13 protein-coding genes are annotated in these 15,313 nt (G+C 65.3%); 6 read left to right on the forward strand and 7 right to left on the reverse strand.

The features are described 5' to 3' along the window. Positions 1–3 precede the first annotated feature (3 nt). Entirely contained in the window at positions 4–1,803 is a 1,800-nt protein-coding gene (locus VJ673_RS14625; RefSeq protein ID WP_324126865.1) for a thiamine pyrophosphate-requiring protein, read from the reverse strand. 209 nt (positions 1,804–2,012) lie between these two features. Here VJ673_RS14625 and VJ673_RS14630 point away from each other — a divergent pair, with 209 nt between their 5' ends. The 3 genes from VJ673_RS14630 to VJ673_RS14640 all read left to right on the forward strand — a co-directional run bounded on the left by VJ673_RS14630 (position 2,013) and on the right by VJ673_RS14640 (position 5,312). Then, the gene (locus VJ673_RS14630; RefSeq protein WP_324126866.1) at positions 2,013–3,863 is read left to right on the forward strand and encodes a glycoside hydrolase family 15 protein; all 1,851 of its coding nucleotides are present in this window, start codon (positions 2,013–2,015) and stop codon (positions 3,861–3,863) included. Between the two features lie 161 nt (positions 3,864–4,024). Then, the gene (locus VJ673_RS14635; protein WP_324126867.1) at positions 4,025–4,381 is read left to right on the forward strand and encodes a PA2779 family protein; all 357 of its coding nucleotides are present in this window, start codon (positions 4,025–4,027) and stop codon (positions 4,379–4,381) included. 1 nt (position 4,382) lies between these two features. Continuing rightward, positions 4,383–5,312: a PA2778 family cysteine peptidase gene (locus VJ673_RS14640; RefSeq protein WP_324126868.1), complete on the forward strand. Its 930-nt coding sequence runs from the start codon at positions 4,383–4,385 to the stop codon at positions 5,310–5,312. 82 nt (positions 5,313–5,394) lie between these two features. Here the strand turns inward: VJ673_RS14640 and VJ673_RS14645 are convergent, their stop codons facing one another. Continuing rightward, positions 5,395–7,131: a cation:proton antiporter gene (locus VJ673_RS14645; protein WP_324126869.1), complete on the reverse strand. Its 1,737-nt coding sequence runs from the start codon at positions 7,129–7,131 to the stop codon at positions 5,395–5,397. A gap of 375 nt (positions 7,132–7,506) precedes the next feature. Between VJ673_RS14645 and VJ673_RS14650 the strand changes: the two genes are divergently transcribed. Further along, entirely contained in the window at positions 7,507–8,772 is a 1,266-nt protein-coding gene (locus VJ673_RS14650; protein ID WP_324126870.1) for a putative Na+/H+ antiporter, read from the forward strand. Here VJ673_RS14650 and VJ673_RS14655 read toward each other — a convergent pair. From VJ673_RS14655 to VJ673_RS14665, 3 genes are all read right to left on the reverse strand, one after another. After that, positions 8,741–9,832 carry an alpha/beta fold hydrolase gene (locus tag VJ673_RS14655; RefSeq protein WP_324126871.1) on the reverse strand — a complete coding sequence of 364 codons (1,092 nt, stop codon included), beginning with the start codon at positions 9,830–9,832 and terminating at the stop codon, positions 8,741–8,743. The genes VJ673_RS14650 and VJ673_RS14655 overlap by 32 nt on opposite strands. 96 nt (positions 9,833–9,928) lie before the next feature. Beyond that, positions 9,929–10,522 carry a glutathione S-transferase family protein gene (locus VJ673_RS14660; protein WP_324126872.1) on the reverse strand — a complete coding sequence of 198 codons (594 nt, stop codon included), beginning with the start codon at positions 10,520–10,522 and terminating at the stop codon, positions 9,929–9,931. 10 nt (positions 10,523–10,532) lie between these two features. Beyond that, complete coding sequence (locus VJ673_RS14665) at positions 10,533–11,108, reverse strand: pyridoxamine 5'-phosphate oxidase family protein (RefSeq protein WP_324126873.1); 576 nt, start codon at positions 11,106–11,108, stop codon at positions 10,533–10,535. Positions 11,109–11,229: 121 nt separating this feature from the next. On the opposite strand from VJ673_RS14665, the gene VJ673_RS14670 reads away from it, so the two are divergent. Continuing rightward, a complete protein-coding gene (locus VJ673_RS14670) occupies positions 11,230–12,135 on the forward strand; it encodes a LysR family transcriptional regulator (RefSeq protein ID WP_324126874.1) in 906 nt (301 codons plus the stop codon). 128 nt (positions 12,136–12,263) lie between these two features. On the opposite strand, the gene VJ673_RS14675 is transcribed toward VJ673_RS14670, so the two are convergent. Beyond that, positions 12,264–12,992, reverse strand: coding sequence for a glutathione S-transferase family protein (locus VJ673_RS14675; protein ID WP_324126875.1), 729 nt, complete (start codon positions 12,990–12,992; stop codon positions 12,264–12,266). 58 nt (positions 12,993–13,050) lie between these two features. Here VJ673_RS14675 and VJ673_RS14680 point away from each other — a divergent pair, with 58 nt between their 5' ends. Continuing rightward, complete coding sequence (locus tag VJ673_RS14680) at positions 13,051–14,766, forward strand: HAD-IIB family hydrolase (RefSeq protein WP_324126876.1); 1,716 nt, start codon at positions 13,051–13,053, stop codon at positions 14,764–14,766. Between the two features lie 63 nt (positions 14,767–14,829). Here VJ673_RS14680 and VJ673_RS14685 read toward each other — a convergent pair whose 3' ends face one another. After that, positions 14,830–15,141 carry a hypothetical protein gene (locus VJ673_RS14685; protein WP_324126877.1) on the reverse strand — a complete coding sequence of 104 codons (312 nt, stop codon included), beginning with the start codon at positions 15,139–15,141 and terminating at the stop codon, positions 14,830–14,832. Positions 15,142–15,313: the final 172 nt, after the last annotated feature.

Genomic DNA, 15,313 nt, shown 5'->3' on the forward strand with positions numbered 1-15,313 from the left:
CGCTCAACCCGTCTTGCCCTTGCCCGGCGGGAATAGCGAATCCCAGCTCTCCTTGAAGCTCGCCGTGATGATGCCCATCGCGTCGGGGTCGCGATGCAGCAGCGCGGAAAGGTATTCGCGCGTTTGCTTGAGCGTGATGTGCGGGGGCAGGGGCGGCACGTCCGGATCCGTGACGAACTCCAGCACGGTTGGACGATTCGACGACAGCGCGTCGTCCCAGGCCGGCCCGATCGCCTCCGGGTCGTCGACGCGAATGCCCCTCAGGCCGAGCAGTTCCGCATATTCCGCGTAGGCGAAATCGGGCACGAACTGCGACGGCACGAACTTCGGATCGCCTTCCATCGCCCGCTGCTCCCACGTGACCTGATTGAGGTCCCCGTTGTTGAGCACGGCGATCGTCATCGCGGGATCGCCCCATTGCTTCCACACCTTCGCGATCGTGATGAGCCCGTTGATGCCGTTCATCTGCATCGCCCCATCGCCCAGCAAGGCGATCACGTGGCGGCCCGGGTGGGCGTATTTCGCAGCGATGGCGTAGGGCACCGCGGGCCCCATCGTCGCGAGGCCGCCCGACAGCGACGCCATCATCCCGCGCCGCATCTTCAGGTCCCGCGCATACCAGTTCGCCGCCGATCCCGAGTCACAGGTCAGGATGCAGTCGTCCGGCAGCCGCGGCGACAGCTCCCAGAACACGCGCTGTGGATTGATCGGCTTGGCCGCGTTCATCGCGCGCGCCTCCAGCACCCGCCACCAGCGCTCCACGCCCTTTTCGACCTCCGTGCGCCAGCTCCGGTCCTTCTTCGCGACGAGATGCGGAATCAGCGCCTGCAGCGTCTCCTTGCTGTCGCCGACGAGACACACCTCCATCGGGTAACGCAGGTTGAGCATGCGCGGATCGATGTCGATCTGCACGCCTCGCGCCTTGCCCTCCGCCGGCAGGAACTCCGAATACGGAAAGCCCGATCCCACCATCAGCAGCGTGTCACAGCCGTTCATCAGATCCCAGCTCGGCTTGGTCCCCAAGAGCCCGATCGAGCCGGTCACGAAGGACAGATCGTCCGGGACCGCCGCCTTGCCGAGCAGCGCCTTCGCGACCCCCGCACCGAGGAGCTCCGCGACCTGGAAGATCTCGTCGGTCGCATGCAGGGCACCGGCCCCGACCAGCATCGCGACCTTCTGCCCCTTGTTCAGCACGTCCGCCGCACGCCTCAGGTCGTCCTCGCCGGGAAGGAAGCGCATCCCGGTATAGCCGATACCGGTATGAACCGTTCCATGCTCGCGCGGCGGTTCCTCGTAGGGCAGATCCTGTATGTCGTTCGGAAAGATCAGGCAGGTCACAGCGCGTCGGTCGCGCGCGATGCGCATCGCCCGATCGACCACCGGGCGCACCTGTTCCGGCACGACCACCATCTGCACGTACTCGTGCGCCACGTCCTTGAAGAGCGAGAGCAGGTCCACCTCCTGCTGATAATCGCCCCCGAGCGCCGCGCGCTTCTGCTGCCCGACGATGGCCAGCACCGGTTGGTGATCGAGCTTCGCGTCGTACAGGCCATTGAGCAGATGGATCGCCCCCGGCCCGGAGGTGGCGAGGCACACGCCGACTTCGCCCGTGAATTTGGCATGCGCGCAGGCCATGAAGGCCGCGAGCTCCTCGTGGCGCGCCTGCACGAACTGCATGCCTTCGCCGAAACGGCCGAATGCGCCCATGATGCCGTTGATACCGTCCCCCGGATAACCGAAGACGCGCCGGACGCCCCATTCCGACAGCCGTTTGAGCAGGAAATCGCCAACCGTCGCAGCCATGATTCTTCTCCGCAAAGCACGCGCACTGCCCGAAGGCTGCAATGCACGTGCCGTACGGCCGGTAGGCGCAGAACGGTAAAAGCTACCGCCGAAAGATCCGCCTGTTGTAAGAATTTCTGGTCTGAACGTGCCTGGACGGCCTTTCTTCGCTGCGGCAACTAGCGGTGGCTGCGTGGGTCGGTCGGTTCGCTTCTTGCTCCACGAAGCTCGTGAACAAGGTCGATACGATTCCCGATGGGCAGGGCGCTGCAGCCGATTACGAACCGATCGCCGATTACGCCTTGATCGGCGACAGCGAAAGCGCCGCATTGATTTCGCTGACCGGTTCGGTCGATTGGCTGTGCTGGCCACATTTTTCCTCACCTTCGCTCCTGGCAGCCTTGCTCGATCACGCAAGAGGCGGCCGGTTCAGGATTTGCCCGCGTGACGTCGTGCGGGTCGAAAGGCGCTACGTCAGCTACAGCGCCGTGCTGGAAACCCTCTTCCATTGCACGACCGGCATCCTCAGCCTCACCGACTTCATGCCGATGACGACGACCGACGACTCGCGCCATGAGCTGATACGGCTCGCCGAATGCCGCGCGGGGGAGGTCGTCGTCGACGTCTTCTATCAACCGCGGCCCGACTACGCCCGCCACATTCCGCGAATCGAATCCCTGGACGGCCTCATCTGGTCCCTGCAGACGGTGGACGCGACCGTGCAACTTGCCACTGACACAGAGCTTGCGCCCTCGCCCGACGCCGCCAGCCTCGTCGGCGCCTGCCGCCTGTCGGCCGGCGAAGCACGCCGGTTTGCGCTGATCCATGCGAGCGCCCCCGTGGACGCCGACCATGCGCTGCGGCGCAGTCACGCCCGCATGCGCGAGACGATCCGTTCGTGGGAAAAATGGTACGAACAATGTTCCTACCAAGGGCCGTATCGCGACGCTGTGGTGCGCAGTTGCCTCACGCTGCGCCTCCTGGCCCACCGCGATTCCGGCGCGGTTGTCGCGGCGCCGACGACCTCCCTGCCCGAATCCCTCGGCAGTGGCCGCAACTGGGACTATCGCTACTGCTGGCTGCGCGACACCTCGCTATTGCTGCAGTCCTTTGTCGATCTCGGCTTCACGAGCGAAAGCCAGGCCTTTCTCGGCTGGCTGCTGCACGTCGCGAGAAAGCCGCTGCTGCTGCCCCTGTACGACGTCAATGGCGAGCCCGTGTCGGACGAAATCATCCTCCCGCATCTGGAAGGGTATCGGGGCAGCGGTCCGGTACGCGTCGGAAATTCGGCCCATGGCCAGCTGCAACTGGATATCTACGGCGAAGTGATCCAGACGGCGTATCGCTTCGTCTGTCGCGGCGGGCGGCTGACGGCGAGGGAAAGGCGCCTCTTCGAAGGCCTCGGCGATACCGTCTGCCGTCAGTGGGGTGAGCCCGACCAAAGCATCTGGGAGACACGCAACGGACCCAAGCACTACACCTACTCCAAGCTCATGTGCTGGGTCGCGCTGGACCGGCTGATCGCGTTGCATCGCCTGATCGACCTGGGTATCGACGAAGCGCGTGTCGGGGTGGAACGCGAACGCATCCGCCACGCGATCGAAGAGCACGGATTCAATCAAGAGCTCGGGAGCTACGTCGCCTATTTCGGCGGCAGCGAACCCGACGCCAGCCTGCTGCTCATGGCCCGCTACGGCTTTGCGCGCGCAACAGATCGCCGCATGGACGGCACCTACCGGTACATCACCGACCGGCTCTCCCTCAATGGCCTCCTCTACCGCTACCCGCCCGACGCGGGCTTCGATGGCGTCGCCGGGCGGGAGAACGTCTTTGTGGTCTGCAGCTTCTGGGTCGTCGACTTCCTCGCCCGAGCCGGAAAACTCGCCGAAGCCACGCAACTCTTCGAGCGCCTGCTCGGCTTCGCCAACGATCTGGGTCTCTATTCCGAGCAATACGACCCGGTCAGCGGCCAAGCCCTCGGCAACTTCCCCCAGGCCTTCAGCCACTCCGGCCTCATCACCGCCGCACTCGCGATCGAGCAATGCCGACGGGGATGGACGGAGGAAGGGATTACGTCGTGATGCCGTCGGGTTCGTAGCAGAATGGTTTCAATATGTTTCAATCGTCGCCGAAAAATGCCGGATACGAGCTCATTTACGTTGAACGCAATCTGCCAATTGAATTTTTTGCGATGATCACAAGTCGAACGAATGCATGTTCACCGACAGAGAAGGAGAACACCATGAAGAAGACTTCCGCCCGCGTCGTCCCGACTGCGCTGCTTGCACTCGCTCTTGGCTTCCAAGCGCCTGCCCTGCGCGCCGAAATGGTCGCCACCCCGGATGTCGCCAGCCAGCAATCGCCGGATGCCGAGCGCGCCAAGGTGCTGCAGTTCATGGAACAGGCAAGCGTCAAGGAACGCCTGCAGGCCATGGGGGTGGATGGCGTTGCCGCCACCGATCGTGTCGCGGCGCTCGACCAGGAAGAAATCCACGCGCTCGCCCAGCGCATCGATTCGATGCCGGCCGGCGGTAATCTCACGACAACCGAGTGGATCCTGATCGTGCTGGTCGCCATCCTGGTTGCGATCGCCCTCTGATGTGAAGTTCCGTTCACTCTGCCTGAGTGCCGCTACGGCCCTGAGCCTGGCCGCCTGCCAGAGCCTCCCGCTGGGAGACTGGGGTAATCCTCCTGCCGACCCGTTCCCCGAATGGGCCGAGAGAAAGGACGCACCTTTCTTCCCACAGGAGGATTACCAGTGCGGCCCGGCGGCCTTGGCGACTGCCCTGGGGAGCGCGGGCATCCGGCGCACTCCGGACGAACTTCGGGACGAGGTCTACATCCCGGCCCGGCAAGGCAGTCTGCAGCCGGAGATGATGGCCGCCGCCCGCCGTTCGGGCGCCGTGGCCTATCGCCTCGCACCCGAACCGCGGACGCTGCTGAAGGAACTGGCGGTGGGCCATCCCGTCGTCGTCCTGCAGAACCTGCGCTTCGACTGGGCGCCCGAGTGGCACTACGCCGTCGCCGTCGGATACGACCTGTCGGCGCGGCAGATCGTCCTGCGCTCCGGGCGTGAGAAGCGTCTCGTGATGGACATCGACGACTTCGATCGCAGCTGGGCCAAGTCCGGCCGCTGGGCATTCGTTGCGCTGCCGCCTGACCAACTCCCTGCCACGGCCAACGAGGAAGACTTTGTCGCCGCCGCGGTCGCCTTGGAGCGGACGACCCCCCTTGCCGCGGAGCGTGCCTATCGCACGGCCGCGAGCGCCTGGCCGCACAATCTCGTCGCCCGCATCGGGCTCGGCAATGCCGCGTACCGGCGCGGTGACAAGAAAGCCGCGGAAACCGCCTTCCGGCAGGCGACCGCCGATCACCCCGATTCGGCGGATGCGTGGAACAACCTTGCGCAGATCCTGCACGAGCGAGGGCAGGGTGCCGCTGCGCGGCAAGCCGCCGAGCGGGCCGTGCTTATCGGCGGACCGCGTCTTCCGGCCTACAAGCGGACCCTTCAGCTTGTCTCCGGAGGTTAGAGCGCGCGAGCCGTGATCGAATTGTGAGCAGGTATCGTAGGCGTCTTCAGTGTATCGCCAGCGGTTCGACGACTGAGGCGGATCATGCATGCTGGGCGCGCGGGACGTGATCGTGCGCGCTGATGGACGTGTCGGCCGCGAAACGCTGCAGCACATGATTCATCATGCCCTTCGCAAGCTCCTCCTCGCCGAAGAAAACGGTGCCGATTCCTTCCTTGGCGAGCAGCTTCGACTCGTCTTCGCTATGCGTCCGCAGGACGATTTCGATATCCGGGTTCAGCGTGCGCGCCGTGTTCGCCATGCTGCGCACGTTCACCGGGTCGGGCGTTGCGATGACAAGCATCGCAGCCTCCGCGACATGGGCCTGGATCAGGACGGCGGGGTCGGCAGCGTCGCCCGATACCGCGGCAATTCCCTGGTGGCGCAGGCCTTCGACGAGGTCGCGGTTCTGCTCCGCCACCACATAGGGCACCCCGCGCTGATCGAGCGCTTCCGCGATCCGGCGGCCGACGCGGCCGTAGCCCACGAGCACGACCTGCCCGTCGAGGTATCCGCGTTCCGTCGTCATCGGCAATTCGGCTAAGGGGTCCTGGCGCTGTTCGAGGCGGCGCGCAACGGGCGAGCGTTCGAGAACCCAGGCTCGGAATGGCGCCACCGAGGCGAACACCAGCGGATTGAGCGCGATCGAAATCAGCGCGCCCGCGAGCACCAGGCTTTGCCCTTCGGCGGGCAGCAGACCGAGTGACATCCCCAGCGCCGCCAGGATGAACGAAAACTCGCCGATCTGCGCGAGGCTCGCCGCGACCGTCAGCGCCGTGTTGAGCGGATAGCGGAAGGCGATCACCAGCAGCATTGCCGCGAGCGACTTGCCAACGATGATGATCGCCACCACGCCGAGGACCTGCCAGGGGTGCTCGATCAACACGGCCGGGTCGAACAGCATGCCGACGGCGACGAAGAAGAGCACCGCAAAGGCGTCGCGCAAGGGCAGCGACTCCTCGGCTGCGCGGTGGCTGAACTGCGATTCCTGCATCACCATTCCGGCGAAAAAGGCGCCCAGTGCGAACGAGACGCTGAAGAGCTCCGCGGCGCCGTAGGCAATGCTGATGGCGGCGGCAATCACCGCAAGCGTGAAGAGCTCCCGCGACCCGGTGCGGGCGACCTGCCACAGGAACCACGGCAGGGCGCGACGTCCTGCGATCAGCATCAGCGCGATGAAGGCCGAGATCTGCAGCAGCGTCTGGCTGATCGTGCGCCACAAGGGCGCGCCGGCGGCCGCGCCCGCGTCCCCGCCGAGCACGCCGGCAAGCGGCGGCAGCAGCACCAGCACCAGGACGGTCGCCAGATCCTCGACGACCAGCCATCCCACGGCAATCCGGCCGTTCATCGTGTCCAGCAGGCCCCGCGCCTCAAGCGCCTTCAGCAGAACCACGGTACTTGCGCAGGACAGTGACAGCCCCAGGATGAGTGCGGCCCCGAAACTCCATCCCCACCACAACGCCATGCCGGCGCCCAACGCGGTCGCCAGTCCCATCTGGACCACCGCCCCCGGCAGGGCGATGCGCTTGACGGCGAGGAGATCGTCGATCGAAAAATGCAGGCCGACGCCGAACATCAGCAGCATCACGCCGATTTCAGACAGCTGGGCGGCGGTATTCACATCCGCGACGAATCCAGGCGTTGCCGGGCCGATGATGATGCCGGTAAGCAGATAGCCGACGAGGGCGGGCAGTTTGATCCGTTCCGCGACGAAACCGAGTATCAGCGCCAGCCCGAACGCGACGGCGAGCGTCGTGATCAACGAGACATTGTGGTCCATGGGGTCACTTTGGCCGGTCGCTGATCCGGCGGTTGGTTTTTACTTGTCTCTGCAAGACAAGCGCTGACGGCAAGATGTTCCGAAGGATGACGAATCGATGTCGCCGAGAGGAGTCGTTCAGGGACTCGAAATTGGCTTGCCGCGGGAAAACAGGCCCAACGTATTCCCAACGGATTGCGGTTGGCGCCGGAACCGCTCTCACTTTCCATCGACGCCAATCGCGCAAGCAGAACAGATCTTGGGCGCGGCATCACATCTCGCCAAGCACCATGCAACCGGGCTCGTGCACTATACTGGCGGCTTGGGTGTCATCGTCAATCGCGGCGGGGACAGGTTCATGCGACGGTCGGGCCGCCTCGCGGAGTTTGCGCGACCATGCCCCCCATGCCTTCTCACGCCGTCGAGCTGATCGCCACTGCACTCTTTGCAGTAGCGCTGATCCACACCTTCTCCACCCGGTTCTTCGAACGTCTCGCGGACTCACACCCGCGTCACGCCGGCATCTGGCATCTGCTCGGCGAGGTCGAAGTCGTGTTCGGTTTCTGGGCGATGGTGCTGATGGTCAGCATCTTCGCGATCGGCGGCAGGGACGAGGCGACGGCCTATCTCGACTCGCGCAACTTCACCGAGCCCATGTTCGTGTTCGCGATCATGGTCATCGCCGCTTCGCGGCCGATTCTGGAATTCGCCGGGACCTTGGTGCGTTCCGTGGCGCGCCACCTGCCCTTGGCCGGTGCGATGCCCGAGTACTTCGTCGTGCTCGCCTTCGTCCCGCTGCTGGGATCTTTCATCACCGAACCGGCCGCGATGACCCTCGCGGCCTTGATGCTCCGCGACAGGCTTCTTTGCGCGCCCGTGTCGTCCTCGCTCAAGTACGCGACGGTCGGCGTGCTGTTCGTGAACATCTCCATCGGCGGCACGCTCACGCCCTTTGCGGCGCCGCCGGTGCTGATGGTCGCGGCCAAGTGGAACTGGGACATCTGGTTCATGATGTCCAACCTCGGCTGGAAGGCGGCCAGCGCCGTCGTGATCAACGCAGCCGCGGCCATGCTGCTGTTCCGCCGCGAACTCGGTCAGCTCACTGCCCCCGCCGCAGAGCCGGAGGCGCCGGTCCCCGCGGCCATGGTGCTCGCGCACCTCGTCTTCCTCGTGCTCGTCGTGCTGTTCGCACACCATGCCAAGGTCTTCATGGGCATCTTCATGTTCTTCCTCGGCTTTTCGGCGGCCTATCCGCGGCACCAGAACCCCTTGATCCTGCGCGAGGCCTTTCTGGTGGCTTTCTTCCTCGCCGGCCTCGTCGTGCTCGGCGGATTGCAGCAGTGGTGGCTGCAGCCGCTGCTGATGGGCATGGAGGAGAACGCGGTCTTCTTCGGCGCGACGGCACTCACGGCCCTGACCGACAACGCCGCGCTGACCTACCTCGGCTCACTCGTCGAAGGCTTGAGCGAAGGGTTCAAGATTGCCCTGGTCGCCGGGGCGGTCACCGGAGGCGGCCTGACCGTCATCGCCAATGCGCCCAATCCGGCCGGCGTCGCGATCCTGCGCGACAAGTTTCCGGACCACACCGTCTATCCGCTGGGGCTGCTCATTGCCGCCTTGCCCCCGACGATCATGGCCGTGCTCGCGTTTCGCTTTCTCTGAGGAGCCAGTCGAGCGCCGCCGGCCAGACCCGGCGATGGGCATCCTCGCCGACCAGCGCGCCGACATGTTTCAACGCGACGCCGGTGTCGCCGTGATAAAGGATCGCCTCCTTTTCCGCGCTACCGGCCAGCGCGCAGAAGTCGAGCACCGAGGCGGGCGGCACGATGCGGCTGGCGGGATCGTAGACCGCGAGCAGCGGCGCCCGGACGTCGCCCGGGAGGAGAAGGCGGTCGCCGAGCACGAGCTCGCCCCGCATGAAGCGGTCTTCGCGATAGAGAAGCTCCACGACTTCCTCGAACAAGCGGCGCGGTAGGGCAAGTTCGTCGAGCGCCCAGCGCTCCACGCGGCAATGCGTTTCGAACGCAGCACGCGAAGCGAGGCTCGCGACGAAATCCGCATAGCGCTCGAACTCGAAAGTGACCGGCGACGCGCAGACGCTCAGCAGGTTGATCAGCGATCCCGGGATCCGCGGCGAGGAGGGGAACAGCGTGCGCGCGGGAACGCCGCTGTCCAACATCCGCCTGAACGCGCCCGTCGCCTCGCCGAAATGCACCGGCGCCTCGACCAGCACGAGACCCGCAGGGGTCATGGGACGATAGGCCGCGTACAGCGCGGCGAAGGTCCCACCCAAAGAATGACCGGCAAGGCAGATCCGGTCCGCCTGCGATCGCGCCCGGATCGCCTCCACGCAATCGTCGAGGGTGGCCAGCGCATAGGCAGCGAGCCCGAGGCGGTTTTCGTCGCCGTGCGCCTCGCTCCAATCGATCAGATAGACCTCGAAGCCGCACTGCATCGCCCGGCGCACCACGCTTCTTTCGGGCGAGAGATCCCAGATGTAGGGGCGCTTGATTGGCGCCGGCACGAGCAGAAGGACGGGCGCCCCGTGCTCCGGTGGCGAATAGGCCCGCAACCGCGCGCACGCCCCCGTCAGCACGACCTCAAAGACGCTCTCCTGCCGCCCCAGTTCGAGGCGATCGAGCATCTGTCCCGCGTAGCGGCGCGCCTTATCCAGCGATTCCAGCCACCCGAGGCTGCGGGCCTGTGCCATCGGCTCGGACATGGTGAACCTCCTTCGACGGTCGTGCGGGCGAGGGCATTCACTCAGACGGCGACGGCGGACCCGAGTTCCACCTGAAGACCTCTCCGGAGAGCCGCGTCAGACGCCCGGCATCGGCACGAATCCCGGCAGTTCCTTCATCCGCCCGATCCACTGGCGAATGTGAGGATAGGTTTGCAGCGACACAGCCCCTTCCGGAGCCAGAGCCACGTAGGGCATCACCGCGCAATCCGCGATGGTGGGGCGGTCGAGTGCCAGCCAGCGGTGGCGGGCCAGATGGTCATCGATCAGCGGCAGGATGCGCGCAGACCGCCCGATCGTGTCTTCCTTGTCGATGGCGTAGCCGAATTTGTCCACCAGCCTCGCCGCCCCGGGGCCGTTCTGGATCTCGTTCGCAGACGTGGACAGCCACTGCACGACCTCGGCCAGGCCTGCCGGATCCTTGGGCAGCCAGGTTTCGCCGCCGTACTTGGATGCCAGATAGACCAGAATGGCTTGCGAATCCCGCAGCACCACTCCCTCGTCCTCGAGGATGGGGAGTTGTCCCCACGGGTTGAGATCGATCAGCGGCGGCCGCTTATGCTCGCCATCGAGGAAATCGACAGGGATGAGCTCCAGCGGAATCCCTGCGAGCGCGGCGAAGAGGCGAACCTTGTAGCAGTTGCCGGACAGTTCCAGGTCATACAGTTTCATCGCTCGTTCCTCAAGGTACGTTGGTCGGGTTTGGGGAGATTCCCCGGGACTGCAATTCACTCTCGGTGTAACGGGGGGTGATGTATTGGCTGCAATTCCAGTCGAATGCGACGACCGTGATCAGCAGGATCCGCTCGGCGGGAAGCTCCTTCGATGGCTGCATTACCTTGGCCACCAACTCGGGGGAAGCCTCCGCCACGTCGATGACGCGGACGTGGCCGAGCAGCTTGAGGCGTCGCCGGTTCGGATAATCCATCAGGATCATCGCCACCCGGTTGTCGTGGCGCAGATTGCCGATGCTGAGGTATTGCCGGTTGCCATTGCAATCGGCAAAGCCGAGGGTATCGGGCCCCAGCACCTTGAGAAAGCCCCGAGGACCGCCCCGGTGCTGGACGTGCGGCCAGCCTGTCTCGCTCACCGTGGCAAGGTAGAAGCTGTCGCGGGCGGCGATGTATTCGGTCTCCCGGGCACTCAATTCCACCTTGGCGTCCGGCGCGGCCGCCAATTGCAGTTCGCGGCCGTTGTACTGGCGCTGGGCGGCCTTGACGCTCTCGGTGTAGGTGATTGCAGCGAAGTGGCGCGACATCCCGTTTCTCCTGGCCCCTGAGGCCGTGCCTCGAGATGGCGCTATCGTGGTGCAATCCAGGCGAGCAATAAATAGACTCGATTGCACTATATTGCTGCGATTTCCGGTTTAATATCACCGCATGGACAAACTCCGCGCCATGGCCATCTTCGTGCAGATCGTCGAGGCCGGGAGCCTGACCGGCGCTGCAGAGCGCCTGCAGACTTCGCTGACGTCGGTGGTGCGGACGCTCGCCGCGCTCGAGCAGGTCCTGAGCGTGCGGCTCCTGAATCGCACGACTCGCCGCATTACGCTCACCGACGAAGGGCGGGAATACTTCGAGCGCTGTCGGCGGCTCCTGGCCGACGTCGAGGATGCCGAACAAGCCCTTTCCGCGCGTCAGCAGCGCCCGACGGGTCGGCTCGCGATCACCGCGCCGGTCATGTTCGGGCGCCTGCACGTGGCGCCTTTAGTAACGGATTTTCTGACGGCCTACCCGCAAGTCCGGGTTGAACTGCTGCTCCTCGACCGCGCCGTCGATATGCTGGAAGAAGGCATCGACGTGGCAATCCGCATCGGCTCGCTGCCGGAATCGTCCCTCGTGGCCATTCCCCTCGGAACGACCCGCTACGTCGTCTGCGCGAGCCCCGACTATCTCGGCCGCCACGGCAGTCCTCTGCACCCCGGCGATCTGAAGGACCACCGTTGCGTCCGTTTCACGGGCGTGACGCCGGGCACCGAATGGGAATTCAGCTGCGCCGGCAGGCCCGAACGCTTCGGCATTTCCGACATCCTTGCGACGAATCAGGTCGATGCGGCCCTCGATGCCTGCACGAAAGGGCTGGGCTGCGGACGCTTTCTCGCCTATCAGGTTCACGACCTGATGGCAGAAGGGCGGCTCGTGCGCGTGCTCCAGGATTACGAGCCGGACGCGAGACCGGTCAACCTGATCTATCTTCACTCCCGCCTGCTGTCGCCGCGGATTCGCGCTTTCGTCGACTGGGCAGTCGCGCGGCTCCGGCAGCGGCTCCTTGCGGTAAGCGTCTGAGGTGGGCGGCGCTCGAATGGGTGCCTGCGTCAGATGGCAGCGTCAATCTCGCGTCCGCCCTGCAGGCCTCCGTCCCGCCGCCCACGCTCGGCGACATCCCGTAGCGCTAATGGAACGTCCAGCTGCACTCAGCCGCCGGCGCGCCTCTCGTAGTACTTCGCGATCGCCGGGGTGCTGCGGACCCGGTCCATGTAGCCGGTGAGCGCAGGCGCGACCCGTGCGACTAAGTCGGTCGGGATGTGATCGAGCATGCCGGAGGTCAGCCAGCGCAGCATGACAAGCGCCTTGAGGTCGGCGATCGTCAGACGGTTGTCGGCAAAGTGGGCGCCGCCGCTGCTTTCAAGCTGATGCTGGAGCCAGCGCAAATACCGAGGCAGTGTTTCGGCCGCCAGCGCCTCGCGAGCCTTTTTGAGCTCATCGCCCTTCATGCCGAAGGTGGCGGTGATGTGACAGTTGACGTCTTCGAGGGCGCTCATGATTTCGTCGCAGAGCAGGGCCTGTACCGGATCTTCCGGATACAGCCCGGCCAGTTTGCCCGCGTAACGCGTGATCGCATCCCCTTGCGTGACCACCCGGTCGTTGACCTGCAGCGTCGGAACCTGGTTGAGCGGTGTGGTCTTGCGGACCTCGGCGAAATCGGCTGCCGCAAAGCGATAGTCCTCGAAAGGAATGCCGCCGATATGCAGGGCCAAGCGCGCAGGCTCGCCACGCCCGCCGTCGAAGTCGAAATAGGTCAGCTTGAGTTTGTCCATTTGTCGTCCTTGTTGGAGTTCTTCGGGGCTGTTTCCAACTGCACTGTAGTCAAGACGATTCCGGCGGCGCAAGGTCGCTGGATCGTCTTCCACTCCCACTTCCATGAACTTGCCGGGTCCCGCCGGCTCAAATCCCGGGCATACCTGCAGCAAAGGAGTCCTCGTGTACTTCCTCGCCCTCGCAACCGACTACGACGGAACCCTCGCTCATCACGGCCTCGTGGATGCTGCCACCGTGGAAGCGATGGAAGCTTTCAAGGCCAGCGGACGGCGCCTGATTCTCGTCACGGGCAGAGATCTCCCCGACCTGCTGCGGGTCTTTCCGCAAGTGCGGATATTCGATCGCATCGTGGCCGAGAATGGCGCGCTGATCTACGAGCCTGCCACCGAGCAGGAGCGCTGCATCGCGCCGCCGCCACCGCCCGAGTTCGTCCAGGCGCTGAGGGACCGAAACGTGTCGCCACTTGCGGTCGGTCGCTCGATCGTCGCGACCTGGGAGCCCAACGAGGCCACGGTGCTCGAGGTGATCCGCGAGCTCGGCCTAGAACTGCAGATCATCTTCAACAAGGGGGCAGTCATGGTGCTGCCCGCCGGCGTGAACAAGGCGTTCGGCCTGGCCGCGGCGCTGCAGGAGCTCGACCTGTCTGCACCGAACGTCGTCGGCGTCGGGGACGCGGAGAACGACCACGCCTTTCTGCAAGCCTGCGGGTGCGCCGCCGCGGTCGCGAACGCACTACCGGCGCTCAGCGACGAAGCCGATGTCCGCCTCACACGCGACCATGGTGCCGGCGTTGCGGAACTGATGGAGATGATCGTACGCGAGGACGGCGACATCGTGGCCCCGCGGCGACACGGCCTGCTCGTCGGCACGGACCGTGCGGGCCGCGAAGTGTATCTCCAGCCGCATCGGGGCAGCGTCCTGATCGCCGGCACCTCGGGCGTGGGCAAATCCACGCTCGCTACGGCGCTCACGGAGCGAATGATCGAGAAGTCACTCGAATTCTGCGTCTTCGATCCCGAAGGCGATTACCACCAGCTCGAGAATGCGGTTTGCGTCGGAGACGCGAAGACCGCGGCCAGCGAGGACGAGGCCCTGGCGTTGCTGCGCACGCATTCGGCAAACGTGGTGATCAGTACGCAAGCGCTAAGTCCGGCCGAGCGGCCCGAGGTCTTCGCGAAGTTGCTGCCGCAGCTATCGGCCTTGCGTGCGAGCACCGGGCGGCCGCACTGGGTCCTCGTCGATGAAGCGCATCACGTGCTCGGCGCGGCACGAGACAACATCGCGCAGGTCCTGCCGGAGAAGATGCTCGCGACCATCATGATCACCGTTCACCCCGAGGCGCTCGCCATCGAGGCGCTCAACGCGGCTCGCTACGTGCTGACGATGGGTGAAGGCGCGGCCCAGACCCTCCTGAACTTTTGCCGCTCCGCGGGCATCGCCGCACCCGATGCGCCCCCGCCGGAAGAAGACGAGGTGCTGTTCTTCGAGCTCGATTCGGACGGGCCCGCGCGCGCGGTGAAGGCGATCAAACCCAAGCAACTGCGCGACCGGCACGCACGCAAATACGCGGAGGGCGAACTCGGCGAAGACATCAGCTTCTATTTCCGCGGGCCGGCGAACAAGCTCAATCTCCGTGCACAGAACCTGATGCTGTTCGCTCAGATTGCCGAAGGCGTCGACGCGGAGACTTGGGAGCACCATCGCCGCGCCCGGGAGTATTCGGCGTGGTTCCGTGACGTGATCAAGGACGATGAGTTGGCGCGCGAGGGCGCCGAGATCGAGGCCGACGTGCGCCTTGACGCCGACGAAAGCCGCAAGCGCATCCTCGCCGCGATCTCGCGCCGCTACACGGCGCCGGCCCGCGGCCATCGGGGCTGAGATCCCGGCAAGATCCGGAAGACTGGCCGCAGCCAGCGTGAATGCGGGCGGCGGGGTGTAAGCTCAGCCGAGCTCGGAAAGAAAACGCTCCCGTGCCGCTTCAAGCGCTTTTCGGCCTGCCTCGTCGGCATGTGTCAGAGCCATCCGGTGATAGACCTCGAAGGCCGCGATAACCCGCGCGGTATTCAGCGTCTTGGCCTTGGGCTGCGCCGCTGTCTGCGGCGGCGCCTCGCCCGGCACCGGCCGAAGCGCGGCGTGCTTGGGAATGAAGGCACTGCCGCCGGCTTCCGCAGAAGCCGTCATCGGGCCAATTTTCGTGTAGGTAACGCCCTTCCATTGGAAGCGGGCGCCGAGGGGGAGGAGGTCGATCTTCATCGGTGCGAACTGCGGGTGCGTGAATCGATAGTCTAATGCCGTGAGACCTTCGGCGGGCGGATGTGGCGGCAACCCGTAACGGGGTGCGCGATAACCGAAGGGCCCTTGCGCCGCCGGGGCGGCCCGCGCAACATCATGCCATGCGCAACTATCGACGCACCTCGCATCCCGG

This window comes from Aromatoleum sp., from assembly GCF_035254505.1.
Classification (GTDB): domain Bacteria; phylum Pseudomonadota; class Gammaproteobacteria; order Burkholderiales; family Rhodocyclaceae; genus Aromatoleum.

Coding starts and splice junctions, on each gene's coding strand:
- VJ673_RS14685 (WP_324126877.1), bottom strand. CDS start 15,141: ATGAAGATCGACCTCCTCCCCCTCGGCGCCCGCTTCCAATGGAAGGGC.
- VJ673_RS14675 (WP_324126875.1), bottom strand. CDS start 12,992: ATGGAAGTGGGAGTGGAAGACGATCCAGCGACCTTGCGCCGCCGGAAT.
- VJ673_RS14625 (WP_324126865.1), bottom strand. CDS start 1,803: ATGGCTGCGACGGTTGGCGATTTCCTGCTCAAACGGCTGTCGGAATGG.
- VJ673_RS14670 (WP_324126874.1), top strand. CDS start 11,230: ATGGACAAACTCCGCGCCATGGCCATCTTCGTGCAGATCGTCGAGGCC.
- VJ673_RS14660 (WP_324126872.1), bottom strand. CDS start 10,522: ATGAAACTGTATGACCTGGAACTGTCCGGCAACTGCTACAAGGTTCGC.
- VJ673_RS14665 (WP_324126873.1), bottom strand. CDS start 11,108: ATGTCGCGCCACTTCGCTGCAATCACCTACACCGAGAGCGTCAAGGCC.
- VJ673_RS14635 (WP_324126867.1), top strand. CDS start 4,025: ATGAAGAAGACTTCCGCCCGCGTCGTCCCGACTGCGCTGCTTGCACTC.
- VJ673_RS14655 (WP_324126871.1), bottom strand. CDS start 9,832: ATGTCCGAGCCGATGGCACAGGCCCGCAGCCTCGGGTGGCTGGAATCG.
- VJ673_RS14645 (WP_324126869.1), bottom strand. CDS start 7,131: ATGGACCACAATGTCTCGTTGATCACGACGCTCGCCGTCGCGTTCGGG.
- VJ673_RS14650 (WP_324126870.1), top strand. CDS start 7,507: ATGCCCCCCATGCCTTCTCACGCCGTCGAGCTGATCGCCACTGCACTC.